Origin of the sequence: Photobacterium sp. 1_MG-2023 (assembly GCF_030547945.1) — a bacterium.
Taxonomy (GTDB): Bacteria; Pseudomonadota; Gammaproteobacteria; order Enterobacterales; family Vibrionaceae; genus Photobacterium.
Window position 1 is genome coordinate 47,425 of record NZ_JAUORR010000023.1, and the last position, 19,150, is coordinate 66,574.

The window sequence follows — 19,150 nt, forward strand, 5'->3', positions numbered from 1 at the left end:
TAATCAGCGCTCGCATTCCGTTGGCCATCACGAGGAGAAAGGCATGACACAAGATGAAATGAAAAAAGCGGCGGGCTGGGCAGCCCTGGACTATGTGACCAAAGGCAGCATTGTCGGTGTCGGTACCGGCTCCACCGTCAATCACTTCATCGATGCACTGGCGACCCGCAAGGAAGAAATCAAAGGCGCGGTCTCCAGCTCCGAAGCATCGACTCAGCGCCTGAAAGAACTGGGCATCGAGGTATTTGATGCCAATGAAGTTGCCTCGCTGGATATCTATGTTGACGGTGCCGACGAAATCAACCCGCAATTTGACATGATCAAAGGTGGCGGTGCCGCACTGACCCGCGAAAAAATCGTCGCAGCCATCGCCCAAAAATTCATCTGCATCGTGGATAACACCAAAGAAGTAGACGTGCTGGGCCAGTTCCCGCTGCCCGTGGAAGTGATTCCGATGGCCCGCTCTTTTATTGGTCGTGAACTGGTGAAACTGGGTGGCGATCCGGTTTATCGTGAAGGCGTGATCACAGACAACGGCAATATTATTCTGGATGTGCACAGCCTTAAAATCACCGATCCGAAAGCTTTGGAAGATCAAATCAATGCACTACCCGGTGTGGTGACCGTCGGTCTGTTCGCCCATCGCGGTGCGGACGTCCTGCTGGTTGGCTCTCCGGAAGGCGTGAAAACTGTTACTCAATAACAGCTTTGTCGCTTTTCCTACGGTTTGATGAAAAAACGGCATAATATATGCCGTTTTTTCTTATCCATTTCGTAATATTCTCGCCACGCCGCCAAATTTTTTGATACTTTAGTGTGAACGCAATCGTTTAAGCCCACCAGACAGCAACACAGGGTGCTCACCCGTTATCGTGGGATGTCACAGGATGTGGTTTGCATCGCTGAGGCAGCTTACAAGCTGAATGGAATACCCGTTGTTTTTAAGGAAAAGAACCTATGGCCAAAGTTTCTCTGGAAAAAGACAAAATAAAAATTCTGCTCCTGGAAGGCGTTCACCCTTCTGCGCTGGAAGTTCTCACGCAAGCGGGTTATGAGAATATCGAATACCATAAAGGATCGCTTGCCGGAGATGAACTGCTGGAAGCCATTCAAGACGCACACTTCATTGGCATTCGCTCTCGTACCCAGTTAACCGCTGAAGTCTTCGAAGCGGCCAAAAAACTGATCGCTGTCGGTTGCTTCTGCATTGGCACCAATCAGGTCGATTTACTTGAAGCCAGCCGCCGTGGTATTCCCGTTTTCAACGCCCCCTTCTCCAATACCCGAAGTGTCGCTGAACTGGTACTGGGGGAAATCCTGCTACTGTTACGTGGCATTCCAGAGAAAAACGCCAAAGCGCATCGCGGTGAATGGCAGAAGACAGCCGATGTATCCTATGAAGCCCGCGGTAAAAAACTGGGCATCATCGGTTACGGTCATATCGGAACTCAGCTGAGCATTCTGGCCGAAAATCTGGGGATGGATGTCTATTTCTATGATATTGAGAACAAACTGACGCTGGGCAATGCCAAGCAAGTCGACACGCTCAGCGAACTGCTGAACAAAGCCGATGTCATCAGTCTGCATGTCCCTGAAACCGCAGACACCCAAAATATGATGGGCGCTGAAGAGTTTGCCCGCATGAAACCTGGCGCGATCTTCATCAATGCAGCCCGCGGTACTGTGGTGGATATAGATGCCCTGTGCAGCGCACTGGAAAGCAAACACCTTGCCGGTGCTGCCATTGACGTTTTCCCGGTCGAGCCGAAAACGAACAAAGATCGGTTTGAATCGCCGCTGACCCGCTTTGACAATGTTATTCTGACGCCGCACATCGGTGGCTCTACGCAGGAAGCACAGCAAAATATCGGGATTGAAGTGGCCGGTAAAATTGTGAAGTACTCTGATAACGGTTCAACCGTTTCAGCCGTCGGTTTCCCGGAAGTGTCGCTGCCTGAGCACCGCAGTTGCTCTCGCTTGCTGCACATTCACGAAAACCGTCCGGGGGTTCTGAATCAGATCACGACCATTTTCGCCTCAGAAGGCATCAACATTGCCGCACAATATCTGCAAACCACCCCAGAGCTGGGCTATGTGGTGATTGATGTCGAGACAGAGCGTTCTGAAGAAGCGCTGAATAAACTAAAAGCCATTGATGGCACCATTCGCGCCCGTATTCTGCATTAATTCAGACGCCGCCGATTCAACCCAAAAGCTCACCATCCGGTGAGCTTTTTTAGGCCGTTAGTCAGGAAAAGCATTACTTTTCAAGACGAAAAACCACTTCAACCCGATCTTGGAAAGTAATTTCCGCATCCTGGTACGTCGCTTTGGTTTGAACGGCAGCATCCATCGCCATCCGTCCCATCACTGGACGAGGTGTCGAATCGTAATAGCGGATATTCCAGATCCCATCCAGTTCAGTTTGGAAGCCTTTGGCCAGAGATTTTGCTTTTTCCTGAGCATCCTGAATCGCAGCCTGACGCGCCTGTTCCTGATACTTGGCTTCATCAGTCACTTTCAGCTCAATGTTGTTAATCCGGTTAATCCCGTCACCCAGTGCATTGTCCAGATAGGTATTCAGCTGCTCCAGATCCCGAACAGTCACAGTGATCTGGCGGGTCGCCTGATAACCCATGAGCTCCGGCGAATTATCTTTGCTGTGATGATACTGCGGATGCAAATAGATATTGGCGCTTTCAATATCAGCACGCTTCACGCCCTGTTTCTGCAATCGGTCCATAAACGCAGTGACAGCCTTATCCGCGGCTTGTTTTGCTTCCTGTGCCGTCTTACGGGTTTCCTCGACCGCAACAGAGAAAGTTGCCATATCCGGTTGCGCCGTGACTTCACCAACACCAATGGTTTCCAGACGTGGGAAACTGTCCTCAGCCATCGCCAGCGGACTGGCCAGAGCAACACTTGTGAAACAAGCAGCAAGCAAGGTTTTCTTCATAACACCATCCAAATCAGTTGATTCAATCAAGAGCCACAGACCATGTCTGTTTGGCTGTGTGCGGATTTTGACATCACACCAGAGAAATTTATCCCGGCCTGACAAAGATTTTGCACAATATTTTATTGATGAGTCGACTATCAATAGCGACAAATTCAGATTATTGCGGCAGTTTATTCCGGGCGTGATCGAGCAACTGTGCCGTCACTTCACTGAAGACGCCGCTTTCCAATGCCCAGTGATGCCAGTAGATTCGCCGGGTCAGCATGATGCCAGGCGTCAAATTCACCAGCGCACCACTCGACAGATCTTCTTCGATCTGAACTTTCGGGATCAGGCAATAAGCCACGCCCTGTAATGCCAGTTTGACGAATGCTTCCGATGATCGCACCCGATGGGTCAGCACACTGCCACGTGGCAGATTAAAATGCTGCTGAATGAAGACTTCGTGCATGTCGTCATACTGATCGAAAGCCACAGCCGGCGCGGCCAGCAAGCTGTCCCGATTGACGCCATCGGTAAAGTAAGTGGTTTGAAATTCAGGGCTGGCCACACAGAGATAATCCATCCGCCCCAGATAGTCCGCGACACAGCCCGGCATCGGTGTCGCTTCCATGCTGATGGCACCGACAACTTCGCCACTGCGGAGTCTGTCCAGAGTACGGCTTTCATCTTCCAGCATCAGGTTGATTTCAATGCGACGCCGCTTCAGAAGCGGGCTGAGTGCAGGCAGCAGCCAAGTGGCCAGACTGTCGGCATTCGACGCGATCGACATCTGCAGAGGCTGACTCTGTTCGCCGGGACGAATATCCGGCAAGAGCTCCTGCTCCAGTAAGCGTACCCGACGATATAAGCCCAGTAATTTTTGGCCGGCAGGGGTTGGTCGCGGTGGCTGCTCCCGGACTAGCAGCGGCTGTGCCATATGCTTTTCCAACTGCTTAATCCGCTGTGACACGGCAGATTGGGTGATACACAGCAATTCAGCTGCCCGCTCAAAGCCCCGCTGAGACACTACAGCGTCCAGCGCCTGTAACCAGCGGTAATCGAGTCCTTCCATGCGGCTCCCTTAACATTAGTAAGTCTAATAAATCATAAAAATTATTAGTTGTACTAAATCATAGCGAGGCCGTTAAGCTTTAGCCAGTTGAAACTCTCTCTGAACATTTTGATAAGGACACACCCCACATGAGTTTATGGCCGTTACTCCAAGGCTTTGGTCTTGGAGCCAGTATGATTATTCCGATTGGTGCCCAGAATGCTTATGTCCTGAACCAAGGCATCAAACGCCAGCATCACCTCACTACAGCGACGGTGTGCAGTGTGCTGGATATGTTGTTTATCAGTCTTGGTGTTTTTGGCGGCGGCGCCCTGCTGTCCAGCAACGAGACCGTGTTGATGGCAGTCACACTGGGTGGCATTGCCTTTCTGGTGTTTTACGGCAGCCTGTCGTTGAAAAGTGCCTTCAGTCCGGCATCTGAACAAGAAGCCAATGCACAAGTGCTGGCCCGCGGACGGCGAGCCGTCATTGCCGGGGCACTGGCGGTGACTGTGCTGAACCCGCACCTGTATCTGGACACTGTGGTGATTCTGGGTTCCATCGGAGGACAGTTTGAAGGGCAGGATCGCATTGCTTTTGCAGTCGGCACCATCCTCGCCTCCTTTACCTGGTTTTTCAGCCTGTCGGTTGCCGCAGCCAAAATGGCACCGACACTGTCTAAATCCCGTGTGAAACGTGGCATTGATTTGGGTGTCGCACTGATGATGTTCGTGATTGCGGCACATCTTGCAAAAGGATTACTGGCTGAACACCTCTGACTCTCCCCAATAAAACAATGGAGCCCCGGGCTCCATTGTTTGTTTTTCATCGAAAAGATCAGTCTTCGACTTTGTTGAGATGGACATCCATTTGTGGGAATGGAATCTCAATCCCTTCTTTGTCCAGCTCTTCTTTGATTGCCTGCAGCAAATCAAAATAAACTGCCCAATAATCAGATGTTTTCACCCAGGGACGAACAACAAAGTTCACCGAAGAATCTGCCAGCGCAACCACACCAATGGTCGGTGCCGGATCTTTCAGCAAACGTGGCTCAGCATCCACCACTCGCTTCAGCACTTCCTTGGTTTTTTTCAGATCAGACTTATAAGAGACGCCAATCACATAATCAATCCGGCGGGTTTCGTGGCGGGAATAGTTGGTGATCGGGCCACCAATCACCGCAGAGTTCGGCACCACAACCATTTTGTTGTCCGGTGTTTTCAGTACGGTCTGAAACACCTGAATCGACTCAACAGAACCAGCCACACCAGACACTTCGACATAATCACCCGATTTAAAAGGACGAAACGCAACAATCAACACACCGGCAGCGAAGTTTGACAGAGAACCCTGTAAGGCCAGGCCAATCGCCAGGCCGGCAGCACCGATCACTGCCACTACAGATGCTGTCTGAACGCCAACACGGCTTAACGCTGCAATCAGCACAATCACAAACAGCAGATAACGCACCAAAGATTGCAGGAATTTTACAACCGCTTCATCCATCTGTTTGCGGCGCAGCATTTTGCCGAAACCACTGGATACGCCTTTCGCAACCAGGTTACCGATAAAAAGAATCAGCAGGGCCGAGATCAGATTCACCCCATATTGAATCAGCAGATCCTGATTATCCACCAGCCAGCTGCCCGCCTGCTTCACGCCATCGGCCAACTCATTATTTGAAATGGTATCCACCACTTTATCTGTCACGCTTTCTGTCATAGCACTCTCTCTACTGTTGAATGATGCGGCAGCCAGGCACGCATCTGTATATCATTCAATCGACCGTCATAAAGCTAGCAACATTTACTGAATTTGTCTCACATTATGAGACGTTTTACTCAATTCACGTCGTCAAAGTTCCCTCTCATACCAATCAAAGTAAGTCAGTGATCAGAAATAGCGTAGGAAAAATGTTTGAGAACAAGGCGGATTTTTTAGATAAGTCGTGATTCTACAATCAAAAAATATAACGCAGTTATCGAGCATTTGAATAAGCTAGGATGACCAATGATTGAGTGCGATTGGTATCAATCGCGAACCCTTGAAGCCCAGGCAAAAAAAGCCCGCATCATGCGGGCTTTCATTGTGACCATGCAGCAATTAAAAATTACAGCGTGTCAACAGCGTTCAGATCAGAGAAGGCTTGCTCCAGGCGCTTCACCATAGAATCCTGACCTTTACGCAGCCATACGCGTGGGTCGTAGTATTTCTTGTTTGGTGCGTCGGCACCAGTCGGGTTACCGATCTGGCCCTGCAGATAACCTTCGTTCTCCAGGTAGTACTCACGGATGCCGTTCCAGGTTGCCCACTGAGTATCAGTATCGATGTTCATTTTGATCACACCGTAACCGATAGACTCACGGATTTCTTCCAGAGAAGAACCTGAACCACCGTGGAAAACAAAGTTCAGCGCATTTGGTGCAATGCCAAATTTCTCTGCACAGTACGCCTGAGAATCACGCAGAATGGTTGGTGTCAGCACAACGTTACCTGGCTTGTACACACCGTGAACATTACCGAAAGAGGCAGCAATCGTGAAACGATGGCTGATTGCGTTCAGCTTCTCGTATGCGTAAGCAACGTCTTCTGGCTGCGTGTACAGAGAAGACTGATCCAGGTGAGAGTTGTCCACACCATCTTCTTCACCACCAGTACAACCCAGTTCGATTTCCAGCGTCATGTTCATCTTGCTCATGCGCGCCAGATATTCTGAACAGATCGCGATGTTCTCTTCCAGAGACTCTTCAGACAGGTCGATCATGTGAGAAGAGAACAGTGGTTTACCGGTTTCAGCGAAGTGCTTTTCACCTGCATCCAGCAGACCGTCGATCCATGGCAGCAGTTTCTTCGCTGCATGGTCGGTGTGCAGAATCACTGGCACGCCATAAGTTTCAGCAACCGCATGAACATATTTTGCACCGGCGATCGCACCGATGATCTGGCACTGCTGGCCTTCCAGTTTCAGGCCTTTACCTGCGAAGAACCCAGCACCGCCGTTAGAAAACTGAACAACAACCGGCGCTTTCACTTTTGCAGCCGCTTCCAGTACAGCGTTGATAGAGTCAGTGTTAACCACGTTTACTGCTGGCAGGGCAAATTTGTTTTCTTTTGCCACTTCAAACACTTTCTGAACGTCATCGCCAGAAATCACACCAGGTTTTACGAAGTCGAAGATCTTAGACATAACAATAGTCCTATTAGCTTTGTTGTCTGGGTTTAAAGATAAACTCGTTTGCAAATCCATGTGGCCGGCAGCGCTCTGTTTGATGCGCAAGTTCGGCCACATGCCGCTTATTCATGGCGCAGGAATCAGGCTTTCGCGCGTTCTTCCAGCATAGCAACTGCGGGCAGTTTTTTACCTTCCACGAACTCCAGGAAAGCACCGCCACCTGTTGAAATGTAAGAAACTTTATCCTTGATACCGTACTTATCAATTGCTGCCAGCGTATCACCGCCACCTGCAATTGAGAAACCAGCAGATTCAGCAATGGCTTTCGAAACCACTTCCGTGCCTTTACCGAATTGCTCAATTTCGAAGACACCCACAGGGCCGTTCCACAGGATAGTTTTTGCATCTTTGATGATACGAGCCAGCTCTGCTGCTGAATCCGGACCAATATCCAGAACCATGTCATCTTCTGCGATGTCATTTGCAGCTTTGATGGTCGCTTCCGCAGACTCAGAGAATTCTTTCGCACACACCACATCGGTGGCCACAGGCACATCCGTTTGCGCCATCAGCGCTTTCGCCGTATCAACCAGATCGGCTTCATACAGAGACTTACCAACGCCGTAGCCTTCCGCGGCGATAAAGGTGTTCGCGATACCGCCACCGACAACAACCTGATCAGCGATCTTCGCCAGAGATTCCAGTACAGTCAGCTTAGTCGACACTTTCGAACCACCCACAATCGCCACCATCGGGCGAGCCGGGTTATCCAGTGCTTTACCCAGTGCTTCCAGTTCAGCAGCCAGCAGCGGGCCAGCACAGGCAACCGCAGCAAACATCCCCACACCATGGGTCGACGCTTGAGCACGGTGCGCCGTACCGAATGCATCCATCACGAAGATGTCGCACAGTGCCGCATATTTCTTCGACAACGCTTCATCGTTCTTCTTCTCGCCCGCGTTGAAACGAACGTTTTCCAGAACCACCAGCTCGCCTGCATTCAAGTCCAGGCCATTCAGATAGTCTTTGGCCAGTTTCACGTCGCAATCCAGTGCGCCCTGCAAATAATTCACAACAGGTTGCAGCGAAAATTCTTCTGCATATTCGCCTTCGGTCGGACGACCCAGGTGAGAGGTCACCATGACCTTCGCACCTGCCGCCAGGCAGTGCTGAATCGTTGGCAGCGATGCCAAAATACGTGCATCAGAAGTTACTTTGCCTTCTTTTACCGGCACGTTCAGATCGGCACGGATCAGCACACGTTTACCGGCCAGATCCAGATCAGTCATCTTGATTACAGACATGGTTTGCCCTCTCAAATAGTCTTACTGTGTAAATAATAAATACTGTCAGCCCTGCGATTTTGCCTGGCTGGGAAATTCTGTCACATCACTGTGCTGCTGATGAACGACCGACATCGACAGTGCCGTATCCAACATCCGGTTGGCAAATCCCCATTCGTTATCACACCAGATCAGCAGTTTGAGCAGATTCTGGTTGCTGACACGGGTTTGGGTGCCATCAACAATGGCGCTGTGGGGGTCATGATTGAAATCAACAGAAACAAGTGGTGCTGTGGTGTAGTCGACAATGTTGGTCAATGTACACCGTGCTGCCTCAGACAAAGCTTGATTTACATCATCAACCGAGACATTAGTTTTCACCGTGACACTCAAGTCCATTGCGGTGACGTTAATTGTAGGAACCCGGACAGAAATCGCCTCAAACTTGTCGGCAAATTTCGGGAAGATGCGACCGATTCCTAAATGTAATTTGGTATCCACCGGAATAATCGACTGACTGGCCGCTCGGGTGCGTCGCAGATCCGTATGATAAGCATCAATCACCTGCTGATCATTCATTGCTGAATGGATCGTCGTGATGGTCCCGGATTCAATGCCGAACGCATCATCAAGCACTTTAATCACAGGGACAATACAGTTGGTGGTACAGGACCCGTTGGACACGATCTTGTCTTGTGGTGACAGGCTTTGGTGGTTTACGCCGAAAATAATCGTGTTATCGACATCGTTTGCAGCAGGATGGGAGAAGAGGACTTTCTGGGCACCAGCGCGAATATGGGCTTCGCCGTCAGCTCTGGAGCCAAAGACACCGGTGCAATCCAGCACGATATCTACGTCCAGATCACGCCAGGGCAAGAGCTCAATATCGCTCAGATGAAGGATGCGAATGGCGTCTTCGCCTTCATCACCGGCAATAAAAAGATGCTCCTGATCATGTGTCACCTTACGGCCAAAGCGCCCATGGCTGGAATCATACTGAAGCAGATGCGCCATTGATTCCGGCTGAGCCAGTTCATTGACCGCCACGACTTTAATCTGGCGATGTTTGCCGCTTTCATATAAGGCCCGCAGAACACTGCGGCCAATACGGCCAAATCCATTAATTGCGACTCGTACTGTCATATCCATGCTACAAAAGTGAAAAGCCGCCCTAGTGTATACCATGCGTTAACGAGAATCATCTTAATTGTGACCCGCCTCACCCTCCAGAATGATTATCTGTGAACTCGCCACAAATCCAGTAAATACGCCCACTCCAAGCGGATTCCCCCTGATATCAACAGCCTGTTTTGAACGGATATAGAATGATCAGGGCGACAATCTGTGCCATTTTTTTCAACCTTCGAAATAATTTTTCTGCAACTGAACCATAACAATTGCTTTTCACCCGTTGAAACCATCGGTTCGGGAGACACCCCGATTCCCGGCTGACACACAAAAGCAAAACGCATGTCTACGCACTGTCATTTGTCTTTCACCTGGCGACGGCAATTATTCACAGACCGCCCTCAAAGAAAATGAAGGCAATAACCAGCATTTAAGGCCAAGTTTGGAATTAAACCCAGCATAAAGCACCAAGAGTTGAATAAAACACCGGATCCACTGAAGCATTGAGGTTATCTATATCTAATTTCCAGATAAGGTTGATTTTGATCCCATACAAGTTATTATAGCCGTCTAGACGGAGGTAGCTCTATACATACAGACTGGTAAATATTCAACCAGACTGACTAAATTTCCACCTCCAATCTCTTTCAGTTTTTTCAGATAGTGAGAATACTCATGGCGAAACACCTGTTTACTTCTGAGTCGGTATCGGAAGGCCATCCAGATAAAATTGCAGACCAGATCTCAGATGCAGTCCTGGATGCGATCTTAGAACAAGACCCAAAAGCACGTGTTGCGTGTGAGACTTACGTTAAAACCGGTATGGTGATGGTTGGTGGTGAAATCACAACCACAGCCTGGGTTGATATTGAAGAGCTGACGCGTCAGACCGTTCGTGAAATTGGTTACACCCATTCAGACATGGGCTTTGATGCCAACTCTTGTGCCGTGCTGAGTGCCATTGGTAAACAGTCTCCGGACATCAACCAGGGTGTTGACCGTGCAGACCCGAAAGATCTGGGTGCCGGCGATCAGGGCATCATGTTCGGTTACGCCACCAACGAAACAGACGTGCTGATGCCAGCACCAATCACCTATGCACATCGTCTGGTTGAGCGTCAGGCCAAAGTCCGTAAAAACGGCACCCTGCCTTGGTTGCGTCCGGATGCAAAAAGCCAGGTGACCTTCGCTTACGACAACGGCAAAATTATTGGCGTTGACGCAGTCGTCCTGTCAACCCAGCATTGCGACAGCATTGAACTGCCTGTTCTGCAAGAAGCAGTCATGGAAGAAATCATCAAACCCGTACTGCCATCTGAGTGGCTGACCAAAGACACCAAGTACTTTATTAACCCAACCGGTCGTTTCGTGATTGGCGGTCCAATGGGTGACTGTGGTCTGACTGGCCGTAAGATTATCGTCGATACCTACGGCGGTGCCGCACGTCACGGCGGTGGTGCATTCTCCGGTAAAGATCCATCTAAAGTTGACCGCAGTGCAGCCTACGCAGCCCGTTATGTTGCGAAAAACATTGTTGCTGCTGGTCTGGCAGACCGCTGTGAGATTCAGCTGTCTTACGCCATTGGTATTGCAGAGCCAACGTCAATCATGGTTGAAACTTTCGGCACCGAGAAAGTCTCTCACGATCTGATTGTTGAAGCGGTTCGCCATCATTTCGACCTGCGTCCATACGGCCTGATCGAGATGCTGGATCTACTGCAACCTATCTACAAGAAAACCGCAGCTTACGGCCACTTCGGCCGTGAAGAGTTCCCTTGGGAAAAAACCGACAAAGCAGATCTGCTGCGCGATTACGCCAACATCAAGTAATCTCAGTCCGGCTGTGATTCTTACTCGTGAAAAAGGAAGCTTCGGCTTCCTTTTTCATTGCTTTTCTTCCTGTCTCACCGACTCTGTCCAGCTCTTTCAGCTTCTGGTCACCCATGTCCCCAAAGCTATTCAAGCTGATCTCCTGCAAAGAAAAACTTGTAACTATATGAAATATTGAAAGTTGATAAGTTTTTTACCCCCCGTGTTCCCATTGCTCTGTAAGCTGATCACATCCGGGTGTGCAGCTTTCTGAGGTTTTGACCCCCCATGATCCAAAAGCTCCCCACGCTGTACAAACACACGGCCAGCACCACAGGTAGAAAAACGAAAGCAGACCTTGCATACTGTACGCCCTGTTGATTCACCCTCATCTTGCTATGGACTCACTTCAACACGCCATCATTGAGCGGACGCTCAGTTGCCTTCGTCTGGCCGAACAAAAACTGGGGAAGCGTTTTTCCAACCCGGTCATTCGCTTTAATCAGCGCGGCAAAATTGCGGGCAGTGCCCGATTACAAAGCTGGGAAATTCGCTATAACCCAGTACTGCTGGCCGAAAATCCCCAGGCATTTCTGGATGAAGTGGTTCCCCATGAACTGGCCCATCTGCTGACCTTTGCCTGCTATGGCAGCGTGAAACCGCACGGGCCTGAATGGCAGCGAATGATGTCTGAGGTGATGGGCGTTCCCCCGCGAACTACCCACAGTTTTGATATTGCCTCCGTGCGCGGGCAAACGTTCCGCTATCAGTGCCAATGCCGGGAACACCAACTCACCATTCGGCGGCATCTCAAAGTGATGCGACAACAAGCCGTTTATCATTGCACCCAGTGCCACCAGCCCTTAACCCAAAAAACGTGAAGAGTGCCGACAAAATAATCATAATTTGATGTTTTACACAGACATAACGTGAAGCACTTCTAAAAAAATCCGGTACTGATACCATCGTTACTCTCCTATCAGTCATCGGATTTACCATGTACACCACTTTCAAATGGGGGCTGACCGCCGCCCTGATGAGCGTCAGCCTGTTACCTAACCTTGCCTACGCCAACCCGCCCAAGTCCTTTTCCAAAGCAAAAAAGTTACTGGTGAAAATTTACCAGGATCACAATGAGAGCTTTTACTGTGGCTGCCGGATCGACTGGCACGGAAAGAAAGGCGTTCCGGATTTAAACAGCTGCGGTTATCAGGTCCGGAAACAGGAAAGACGCGCCAGCCGGATCGAATGGGAGCACGTGGTGCCAGCCTGGCAGTTTGGTCATCAGCTGCAATGCTGGCAGGACGGCGGGCGTAAGCATTGCCGCAAAGATCCGACATTCCGCCGCATGGAAGCCGACATGCATAACCTGACCCCGGCCATTGGTGAGGTGAACGGCGATCGCTCGAACTACCAGTTTTTACCCTGGCGAGAAAACGACGGTGCTTTCTACGGTCAGTGCGAGATGAAAGTTGATTTCAAAAACCGACGCGTTGACCCGCCACAGCGCGCCCGTGGCGCCATTGCCCGTACTTACCTTTACATGGAGCAGGCATATCGGTTCCGTCTGGCAAAAAGTCAGCGTCAACTGATGCAGGCCTGGGACAAAACCTATCCGGTGAGTCCATGGGAGTGTGAACGGGACCGACGGATCGCGAAAATCCAGAATCAGCACAATGACTTCGTGCTGAAATCTTGTCAGAAAGCTGGACTGTAATCCCTGCGACGAATAGAAGATGAAACAACGGCTGAGCCTGACTCAGCCGTTGCTCTGTTTAGTGGCGCAGCATCTCTTCAAGATACCGCTTGCTGTGTTCCTGCACCGGTTCCACCGGCTCAAAGCGCTGGAACCGGGCGGACATCACGGCAGTCCGGGCCTGACACCAGCCGTATCCATAAGGCAAATCAACCGGAATGTTATTCTGAATGACCGAAAATTCAGCCGTCAGATCCTGCTGTAAGAACGCCTCTGCAACCTGTCTGGCCCGCGGCACCACATTGGCCTGTGCCAGCCGGTTTCGCTGCCCCCAGCCGATGATCAAATCATCACAGCTGTACTCTGCAACAGTCGGCGAGGAGGTAAACGCAACATCCGAGACCACCTGATATTCACGCCACATCATGTAGGCTTCAAACAACATCGCGACATCTTCAGCGCTGGTGTAATAACCGTAAAAGTCGGCCGCACCATCAAATTCGAAGCTTGCACCGGCTTGCTCCGGCGACATCGTCGTGGTGGCAGCAGATCCGCCAAAATAGCTGTCTGCCATGAATTTCAGATCACTGGACTTTAACGCATATGAAGACTGGAGCGATGTTTGTACCCAGTCACTCTCAAACCACATGATGTTTTCTTCAACAGAGCGGGAAGCATCCAGAAACTGAACCTGATCAGGGGGCAGAAAATCATTGGCATGCGCCAATTCATGAACCAGCAACCGGAACAGCCCTGGCGCGATTTCTGACTGGGTACGCCAATTGTTGTAATCGGGATCAAACTGGTTGCTGTAAGTCACGTAATCCCCGTTCGGATATACATAACGCTGCAGCGCGAGAAATGAAAGTTCGTCGGCAAAACCGGAACGATAATCGTCCTGCTGATAGATATCGTTCCATTCCTGCTCATTGCGCCAAAGATATCTGGGATCAATGTAGATCCCGGCTGTATAGCGATGGTAAAAAGACGGACGGACATCCAGACTCAGCACAATCACGTTCAGCGGCTTGAACAGATTCAGCACATCCTGCGGTAAATCCCGGACCACAGCCATAAAGCTGTCCCCCATCCAGGCATGCGATACCATCAGCCTTTGAGCAATATCATCCGGGGTCAGATCGCCCTGAATGGCGTATCCCATGGGTGCGATATCCTGAAGGTGACACGACCGGTTCGATTTATAGATCACGGCACAGTCTTTAGCCGTCTGCGCAAACAGACTGGTTGTCACGTAGGGTTGCAGGTTTGCCAGTAAGGGATCGCCATCCCTGTTCAGGCGCTTATCCCCGGACTTCCCACTGTCGCCGCCACATCCCGACATCAGCACGGCTGCAATCAGCACCGCACACCTCGATATTCCTTTGTTTTTTATCATTCTAACCCTGAGTCCTATTCTGGTATGCACCCAATCCTACACCACGTGTATTCTGCGACAGATGCTTTTTAAATCCTGCTGCAACGCAATTCAACGACCTTCAATGTCCCGACTGAAAACGCATTATTCGTTACATGCCCCTCAAGCTTGATATACTGGCGCCAAGAATTATCTTCACGGTCAACCAGTGTATTATGAGAGTGCCACGTATTTTCCATCCTGAGCCGCTGCCTGCAAGCGGAAAAGTGACATTAAGTGACGATGCCGCCAATCATGTCGGCCGTGTCATGCGTATGCAAACCGGACAGGAAGTCCTGCTGTTTGACGGCAGCAATGCAGAATTTCCGGCAATCATTTCTGAAGCAGGCAAAAAACGGGTCGACGTCGAGATCACCGCACGCATTGAACGCAGTATCGAATCGCCGCTGGACTTACATCTGGGTCAGGTCATCTCTCGTGGCGAAAAGATGGAATTCACCATTCAGAAGTCTGTTGAGCTGGGCGTGAACAGTATTACGCCGCTGATCTCTGAACGTTGTGGCGTGAAGCTGACCCAGGAACGTTTCGATAAAAAAATGGCCCAATGGCAGAAAATCGCCATCAGTGCCTGTGAACAATGCGGCCGCAATGTCGTGCCGGAAGTCCGCCCGGTAATGAAGCTGGAAGACTGGTGCGGTGAAGAATTTGACGGTCTGAAGTTGAATTTGCACCCAAGAGCCCAATATTCCATTAATACCCTGCCCGCCCCCGTTTCCCGTGTCCGTTTGCTGATTGGCCCGGAAGGCGGCCTGTCGGAACAGGAAATCAGCATGACCGAAACATTCAATTTCTGTGAAATCCTGCTCGGTCCCCGGGTCCTCAGAACAGAAACCGCCGCGATGACGGCAATGACAGCGCTACAGGTCCGCTTTGGCGATCTTGGCTAACCAAGGAGAAATGACATGATCAAATTGGGTATTGTGATGGATCCCATCCAGTCCATTACCATCAAGAAGGATTCCAGCTTTGCGATGATGCTTGAAGCACAGCGTCGTGGCTGGGAAATCCACTACATGGAAATGGCTGATCTGTCTCTTGAGCAAGGCAAAGCGATCGCCCGCACCCGAATCGTCAAACTGAAAGAAGATCCGACCGACTGGTACAGCTTCCACGGTGAGCAGGAAATTGAACTGAGCGAGCTGGACGCCGTGCTGATGCGTAAAGATCCGCCGTTTGATACTGAATACATCTACGCGACCTATATTCTGGAACGCGCAGAGGAACAGGGCACACTCATCGTCAACAAGCCGCAGAGCCTGCGTGACTGTAATGAAAAACTCTATACCGCCTGGTTCCCGGAGCTGACACCAACCACGATTGTGACCCGTCGTGCAGACAAGATTCGTGCTTTTCAGCAGGAGCACGGCGACATCATCCTGAAGCCATTGGATGGTATGGGCGGTTCGTCTATTTTCCGTGTGAAAGCTGGCGACCCGAATCTCTCGGTGATCATTGAAACCCTGACCAGCCACGGCCAGTACTACTGTATGGCGCAAACCTTCGTGCCGGACATCAGCAACGGCGACAAGCGGATTCTGGTGGTCGACGGGGAGCCGATGCCTTACTGCCTGGCCCGGATTCCGGCCAAAGGGGAAACCCGCGGCAATCTGGCAGCTGGTGGCCGGGGTGAGGCACGTCCGCTGAGCGAGACAGACCGCATGATCGCCGAAGCCGTCGCCCCCTCGCTGAAAGAAAAAGGCTTAATTTTTGTCGGACTGGACGTGATTGGCGACAAACTGACTGAAATCAACGTCACCAGTCCAACCTGTATCCGTGAGATTGAAGCGGCGTATGATATTTCGATTACCGGCAAGCTGATGGATGCCATTGAGCGCCGTCTGCAAAAAGCTTAATCCGTACCGGAACCGTTATCGGAACCGTTACCGGAACCGGAACACGGTTATGAGTGTGCTGTCCAAATCATAAGACCTGAGATTCAGGTTGAACGGGCAGCACCTCTGCCGGAACAGACATACCAATTCAGCCGAATCCTTCTCATACTGTAATCAAGAGCGCTTGTATTAAAGGACTGAATAATGAACCTCACCAATCATTTTCTGGTGGCCATGCCCAGTCTGCAGGATCCGCACTTCAAACGAAGTGTCGTCTATGTGTGTGAGCACAACGACGAGGGCGCGATGGGAATCGTCATCAATTTACCCATTGAGGTCTCTGTCGGCAGCATGCTGGATCAAATTGAAGTCGAGCGCGATCTCCCGCTGGCTCATCCGGACAGCCTGAAAAAGCCGGTGATGCTCGGGGGCCCCGTGGCCGGAGACAGAGGCTTTATCCTGCACAACAGTAAAGCCAGCTACAGCTCCAGCTTAAATGTGACCGACGACATCCAAATGACGACCTCCAAAGACATCCTGCCCCTACTGGGCACCAAAGATGAACCCAGCAAATATCTGGTTGCGCTGGGCTACGCTGGCTGGACAGCCGGACAACTGGAGCAGGAACTGGCGGAAAACAGCTGGCTGACTATGGAAGCGGACCCGGTCGTGGTGTTCGAAACGCCAATCAGTGAGCGCTGGGATAAAGCGGTGGCAAAGCTGGGCATCCATTCTGCTAATTTATCGAGCGAAGTAGGACATTCATGAGCGCATCACGCACTGTACTTGCCTTCGATTATGGCACCAAAAGCATCGGCGCGGCTATCGGACAGGAACTGACAGGCACCGCCAGCCCGTTGGCAGCCCTGAAAGCCAACGATGGTGTCCCGAACTGGGATACCATTGAAGCCTTACTGAAAGAATGGCAGCCGGATCTGGTGGTGGTGGGTCTGCCGATGGATGTTTACGGAAAAGAGCTGGAAAGCATCACACCGCGTGCCCGAAAATTTGCTAACCGGCTGCACGGACGGTTTGGCTGTCAGGTGGAACTGCATGATGAACGCCTCAGCACGGTCGAAGCCCGTTCGGACCTCTTTGCACGGGGCGGCTATCGCTCACTGAGCAAAGGCAATGTGGATTCTCAGTCTGCTGTCGTGATTTTAGAAAGCTGGTTCGAGCAGCAATACGGCTAGTTCAGCTTGACAGGCTTTTGGATCATGGGTGACCCAAAGCCTGAAACGCTGTACAGACCCTTTGCCACTTCAAGCCCCGCGCATCGATGCCGGGGCTTTTTCTTCACCTGGAAATTGGTATTACCCTGCAACCAACATCGCAAACGGCACCGCCAGCAACAGACTCAGCGCGGTCCGGATAAACCAGACGATAACCAGCCGGCCAATACTCAGCGGAATGGACGTCGACAGGATGCAAGGAATGGAAGCTGAGAAAAACAGGACGCTCGATACGCAAATCACCCCGGCCGCCATTCTGACCACGAACTCAGCGTCACGCAGCAGCAGTGCCGGAAGGAACATTTCAGCCAGTCCGGACGCCGACGCCTGCGCCAGCTCCTTCGCGCCCTCAATGCCCCAGATCGCAGTAAACGGATAAAACAGATAGCCTAACCACTCAAATACCGGCGTATATTTGGCCACCAGCAGACCAATCAGGCCCACCGACATAATCGACGGCAGAATTGCAATCGTCATCAGCAACCCGTCTTTGATGGTCGACAAGACATTACTGCCCAGCGAAGGCGCCTGTCGCGCGACATCCATACCCGTCTGATACGCCGTGTGTAAACGACCATCACTGCCCGCTTCCGGCTCAGGATCGCTGACCGACTCATCCATCCCGCGCAGTGGCGGCAAATGTACGGTGATCGCCGTGACGATGAAGGTGATCACCAGCGTTCCCCAGAAATACAGATTCCAGACCGGCATCAGATCCAGCGTTTTAGCCACAATGATCATGAAAGTCGCAGATACCGTCGAAAAGCCGGTTGCGATAATCGCAGCTTCTTTCGCAGAATACTGACCTGATTTGTATACTCTATTGGTGATCAATAGCCCAAGTGAATAGCTCCCGACAAAGGAAGCCACGGCATCAATGGCCGAGCGGCCGGGTGTACGCCAGATTGGCCGCATGACGGGCTGAACCAGAATACCAATCAGCTCCAGCAGGCCGTAACTGACCAGAAAGGACAGGAACACCGCACCAATCGGGACAATCAGCCCGACCGAAATCACCAGCTTCTCAAACAGAAATGGCAGCATGTCTTTGGTATGCAGCAATTCCGGACCTGTCCCCGTTACCGCCATCACCGCCGCTGCGGCACCCAGTATTTTGAGCATGGAAAAAACTTTGTCGGTCAGGCTCTGAGACCATTGGCCCGATATAAACGGATAAGCGGCACCGGCCACGATCATGGCCAACGCATACCAGGCCACGCCATCCCCCAGCCAAACCTTGACCTGACTGACCAGATGATCCAGCGGGATCGTCGATTTACCAGCGATCGTAATGGGTATAAAAAAGAAAAAGATCCCGATTGCACTCAGAATCAGCAGACGAAATCTTGCCAACGCATCCGATGCGCCGACCCCAGCTTGTGATTGATCCATCTTTGTCGCTCCCTCTACACTTCTTATATTTGTATAGACATATAAGAGGTGAGTAGTCTGAGCACAAGTTGGTTATTTTAAAACCACCGAACCGATCACAGAGATTTAACATATCCGTAACGAAAAGCAGCTTCTACAGCGACCACCGTAATCGGATCATGGGTGGTCCAAAGCACGTT

Annotated in this window: 18 protein-coding genes; 10 read left to right on the forward strand and 8 right to left on the reverse strand. The window is 51.0% G+C overall.

Going from position 1 to position 19,150, the window contains the following annotated elements; genetic code table 11:
- Positions 1-43: 43 nt before the first annotated feature.
- Both rpiA and serA read left to right on the forward strand, forming a co-directional pair.
- A complete protein-coding gene (gene rpiA / locus Q4579_RS17580) occupies positions 44-703 on the forward strand; it encodes a ribose-5-phosphate isomerase RpiA (protein ID WP_303565973.1) in 660 nt (219 codons plus the stop codon).
- Positions 704-957: 254 nt separating this feature from the next.
- Positions 958-2,187, forward strand: a complete 1,230-nt coding sequence (gene serA / locus Q4579_RS17585; RefSeq protein WP_303565974.1) for a phosphoglycerate dehydrogenase — start codon at positions 958-960, stop codon at positions 2,185-2,187.
- Positions 2,188-2,260: 73 nt separating this feature from the next.
- On the opposite strand, the gene Q4579_RS17590 is transcribed toward serA, so the two are convergent.
- Both Q4579_RS17590 and Q4579_RS17595 read right to left on the reverse strand, forming a co-directional pair.
- Entirely contained in the window at positions 2,261-2,956 is a 696-nt protein-coding gene (locus Q4579_RS17590) for an oxidative stress defense protein (RefSeq protein ID WP_303565975.1), read from the reverse strand.
- A 160-nt stretch (positions 2,957-3,116) separates the two neighbouring features.
- Positions 3,117-4,013, reverse strand: coding sequence for a LysR family transcriptional regulator ArgP (locus Q4579_RS17595; protein ID WP_303565977.1), 897 nt, complete (start codon positions 4,011-4,013; stop codon positions 3,117-3,119).
- 128 nt (positions 4,014-4,141) lie between these two features.
- On the opposite strand from Q4579_RS17595, the gene Q4579_RS17600 reads away from it, so the two are divergent.
- Positions 4,142-4,771 carry a LysE/ArgO family amino acid transporter gene (locus Q4579_RS17600; RefSeq protein ID WP_303565979.1) on the forward strand — a complete coding sequence of 210 codons (630 nt, stop codon included), beginning with the start codon at positions 4,142-4,144 and terminating at the stop codon, positions 4,769-4,771.
- A gap of 58 nt (positions 4,772-4,829) precedes the next feature.
- Here the strand turns inward: Q4579_RS17600 and mscS are convergent, their stop codons facing one another.
- The 4 genes from mscS to epd form a co-directional block, all read right to left on the reverse strand.
- Positions 4,830-5,714, reverse strand: coding sequence for a small-conductance mechanosensitive channel MscS (gene mscS / locus Q4579_RS17605; protein WP_211646248.1), 885 nt, complete (start codon positions 5,712-5,714; stop codon positions 4,830-4,832).
- Between the two features lie 388 nt (positions 5,715-6,102).
- A complete protein-coding gene (gene fbaA, locus Q4579_RS17610; protein ID WP_303565980.1) occupies positions 6,103-7,179 on the reverse strand; it encodes a class II fructose-bisphosphate aldolase in 1,077 nt (358 codons plus the stop codon).
- A gap of 125 nt (positions 7,180-7,304) precedes the next feature.
- The gene (locus Q4579_RS17615) at positions 7,305-8,468 is read right to left on the reverse strand and encodes a phosphoglycerate kinase (protein ID WP_303565981.1); all 1,164 of its coding nucleotides are present in this window, start codon (positions 8,466-8,468) and stop codon (positions 7,305-7,307) included.
- A 45-nt stretch (positions 8,469-8,513) separates the two neighbouring features.
- On the reverse strand, positions 8,514-9,590 hold the full coding sequence (gene epd / locus Q4579_RS17620; RefSeq protein WP_303565982.1) for an erythrose-4-phosphate dehydrogenase: 1,077 nt from the start codon (positions 9,588-9,590) through the stop codon (positions 8,514-8,516).
- 660 nt (positions 9,591-10,250) lie between these two features.
- Here epd and metK point away from each other — a divergent pair.
- The 3 genes from metK (at position 10,251) to Q4579_RS17635 (ending at position 13,101) form a co-directional block, all read left to right on the forward strand.
- Complete coding sequence (metK, locus tag Q4579_RS17625; RefSeq protein WP_303565983.1) at positions 10,251-11,405, forward strand: methionine adenosyltransferase; 1,155 nt, start codon at positions 10,251-10,253, stop codon at positions 11,403-11,405.
- Positions 11,406-11,782: 377 nt separating this feature from the next.
- Positions 11,783-12,265: a SprT family zinc-dependent metalloprotease gene (locus tag Q4579_RS17630; protein WP_303565984.1), complete on the forward strand. Its 483-nt coding sequence runs from the start codon at positions 11,783-11,785 to the stop codon at positions 12,263-12,265.
- Positions 12,266-12,420: 155 nt separating this feature from the next.
- Positions 12,421-13,101 (forward strand): endonuclease, encoded by a 681-nt coding sequence (locus tag Q4579_RS17635; RefSeq protein WP_303566012.1) that lies wholly within the window; start codon positions 12,421-12,423, stop codon positions 13,099-13,101.
- 58 nt (positions 13,102-13,159) lie between these two features.
- Here Q4579_RS17635 and Q4579_RS17640 read toward each other — a convergent pair whose 3' ends face one another.
- A complete protein-coding gene (locus Q4579_RS17640; RefSeq protein ID WP_303565985.1) occupies positions 13,160-14,476 on the reverse strand; it encodes a hypothetical protein in 1,317 nt (438 codons plus the stop codon).
- Positions 14,477-14,670: 194 nt separating this feature from the next.
- Between Q4579_RS17640 and rsmE the strand changes: the two genes are divergently transcribed.
- The 4 genes from rsmE (at position 14,671) to ruvX (ending at position 17,540) form a co-directional block, all read left to right on the forward strand.
- Positions 14,671-15,402, forward strand: a complete 732-nt coding sequence (gene rsmE, locus Q4579_RS17645; RefSeq protein ID WP_303565986.1) for a 16S rRNA (uracil(1498)-N(3))-methyltransferase — start codon at positions 14,671-14,673, stop codon at positions 15,400-15,402.
- Between the two features lie 15 nt (positions 15,403-15,417).
- The gene (gshB, locus tag Q4579_RS17650) at positions 15,418-16,368 is read left to right on the forward strand and encodes a glutathione synthase (RefSeq protein WP_303565987.1); all 951 of its coding nucleotides are present in this window, start codon (positions 15,418-15,420) and stop codon (positions 16,366-16,368) included.
- Between the two features lie 183 nt (positions 16,369-16,551).
- On the forward strand, positions 16,552-17,115 hold the full coding sequence (locus Q4579_RS17655; protein WP_303565988.1) for a YqgE/AlgH family protein: 564 nt from the start codon (positions 16,552-16,554) through the stop codon (positions 17,113-17,115).
- Entirely contained in the window at positions 17,112-17,540 is a 429-nt protein-coding gene (gene ruvX / locus Q4579_RS17660) for a Holliday junction resolvase RuvX (protein WP_211646259.1), read from the forward strand. Before Q4579_RS17655 ends, ruvX begins: the two co-directional genes overlap by 4 nt.
- A 120-nt stretch (positions 17,541-17,660) precedes the next feature.
- On the opposite strand, the gene Q4579_RS17665 is transcribed toward ruvX, so the two are convergent.
- Complete coding sequence (locus Q4579_RS17665; RefSeq protein ID WP_303565991.1) at positions 17,661-18,971, reverse strand: YjiH family protein; 1,311 nt, start codon at positions 18,969-18,971, stop codon at positions 17,661-17,663.
- Positions 18,972-19,150: the final 179 nt, after the last annotated feature.

Bases quoted from the DNA above. Each gene is read 5' to 3' on its own strand.
- Q4579_RS17590 (WP_303565975.1), bottom strand. From the start codon at position 2,956: ATGAAGAAAACCTTGCTTGCTGCTTGTTTCACAAGTGTTGCTCTGGCC.
- Q4579_RS17630 (WP_303565984.1), top strand. From the start codon at position 11,783: ATGGACTCACTTCAACACGCCATCATTGAGCGGACGCTCAGTTGCCTT.
- Q4579_RS17615 (WP_303565981.1), bottom strand. From the start codon at position 8,468: ATGTCTGTAATCAAGATGACTGATCTGGATCTGGCCGGTAAACGTGTG.
- serA (WP_303565974.1), top strand. From the start codon at position 958: ATGGCCAAAGTTTCTCTGGAAAAAGACAAAATAAAAATTCTGCTCCTG.
- rsmE (WP_303565986.1), top strand. From the start codon at position 14,671: ATGAGAGTGCCACGTATTTTCCATCCTGAGCCGCTGCCTGCAAGCGGA.
- mscS (WP_211646248.1), bottom strand. From the start codon at position 5,714: ATGACAGAAAGCGTGACAGATAAAGTGGTGGATACCATTTCAAATAAT.
- metK (WP_303565983.1), top strand. From the start codon at position 10,251: ATGGCGAAACACCTGTTTACTTCTGAGTCGGTATCGGAAGGCCATCCA.
- Q4579_RS17655 (WP_303565988.1), top strand. From the start codon at position 16,552: ATGAACCTCACCAATCATTTTCTGGTGGCCATGCCCAGTCTGCAGGAT.
- Q4579_RS17635 (WP_303566012.1), top strand. From the start codon at position 12,421: ATGAGCGTCAGCCTGTTACCTAACCTTGCCTACGCCAACCCGCCCAAG.
- gshB (WP_303565987.1), top strand. From the start codon at position 15,418: ATGATCAAATTGGGTATTGTGATGGATCCCATCCAGTCCATTACCATC.
- ruvX (WP_211646259.1), top strand. From the start codon at position 17,112: ATGAGCGCATCACGCACTGTACTTGCCTTCGATTATGGCACCAAAAGC.
- rpiA (WP_303565973.1), top strand. From the start codon at position 44: ATGACACAAGATGAAATGAAAAAAGCGGCGGGCTGGGCAGCCCTGGAC.
- Q4579_RS17595 (WP_303565977.1), bottom strand. From the start codon at position 4,013: ATGGAAGGACTCGATTACCGCTGGTTACAGGCGCTGGACGCTGTAGTG.
- Q4579_RS17640 (WP_303565985.1), bottom strand. From the start codon at position 14,476: ATGATAAAAAACAAAGGAATATCGAGGTGTGCGGTGCTGATTGCAGCC.
- Q4579_RS17600 (WP_303565979.1), top strand. From the start codon at position 4,142: ATGAGTTTATGGCCGTTACTCCAAGGCTTTGGTCTTGGAGCCAGTATG.
- fbaA (WP_303565980.1), bottom strand. From the start codon at position 7,179: ATGTCTAAGATCTTCGACTTCGTAAAACCTGGTGTGATTTCTGGCGAT.
- Q4579_RS17665 (WP_303565991.1), bottom strand. From the start codon at position 18,971: ATGGATCAATCACAAGCTGGGGTCGGCGCATCGGATGCGTTGGCAAGA.
- epd (WP_303565982.1), bottom strand. From the start codon at position 9,590: ATGACAGTACGAGTCGCAATTAATGGATTTGGCCGTATTGGCCGCAGT.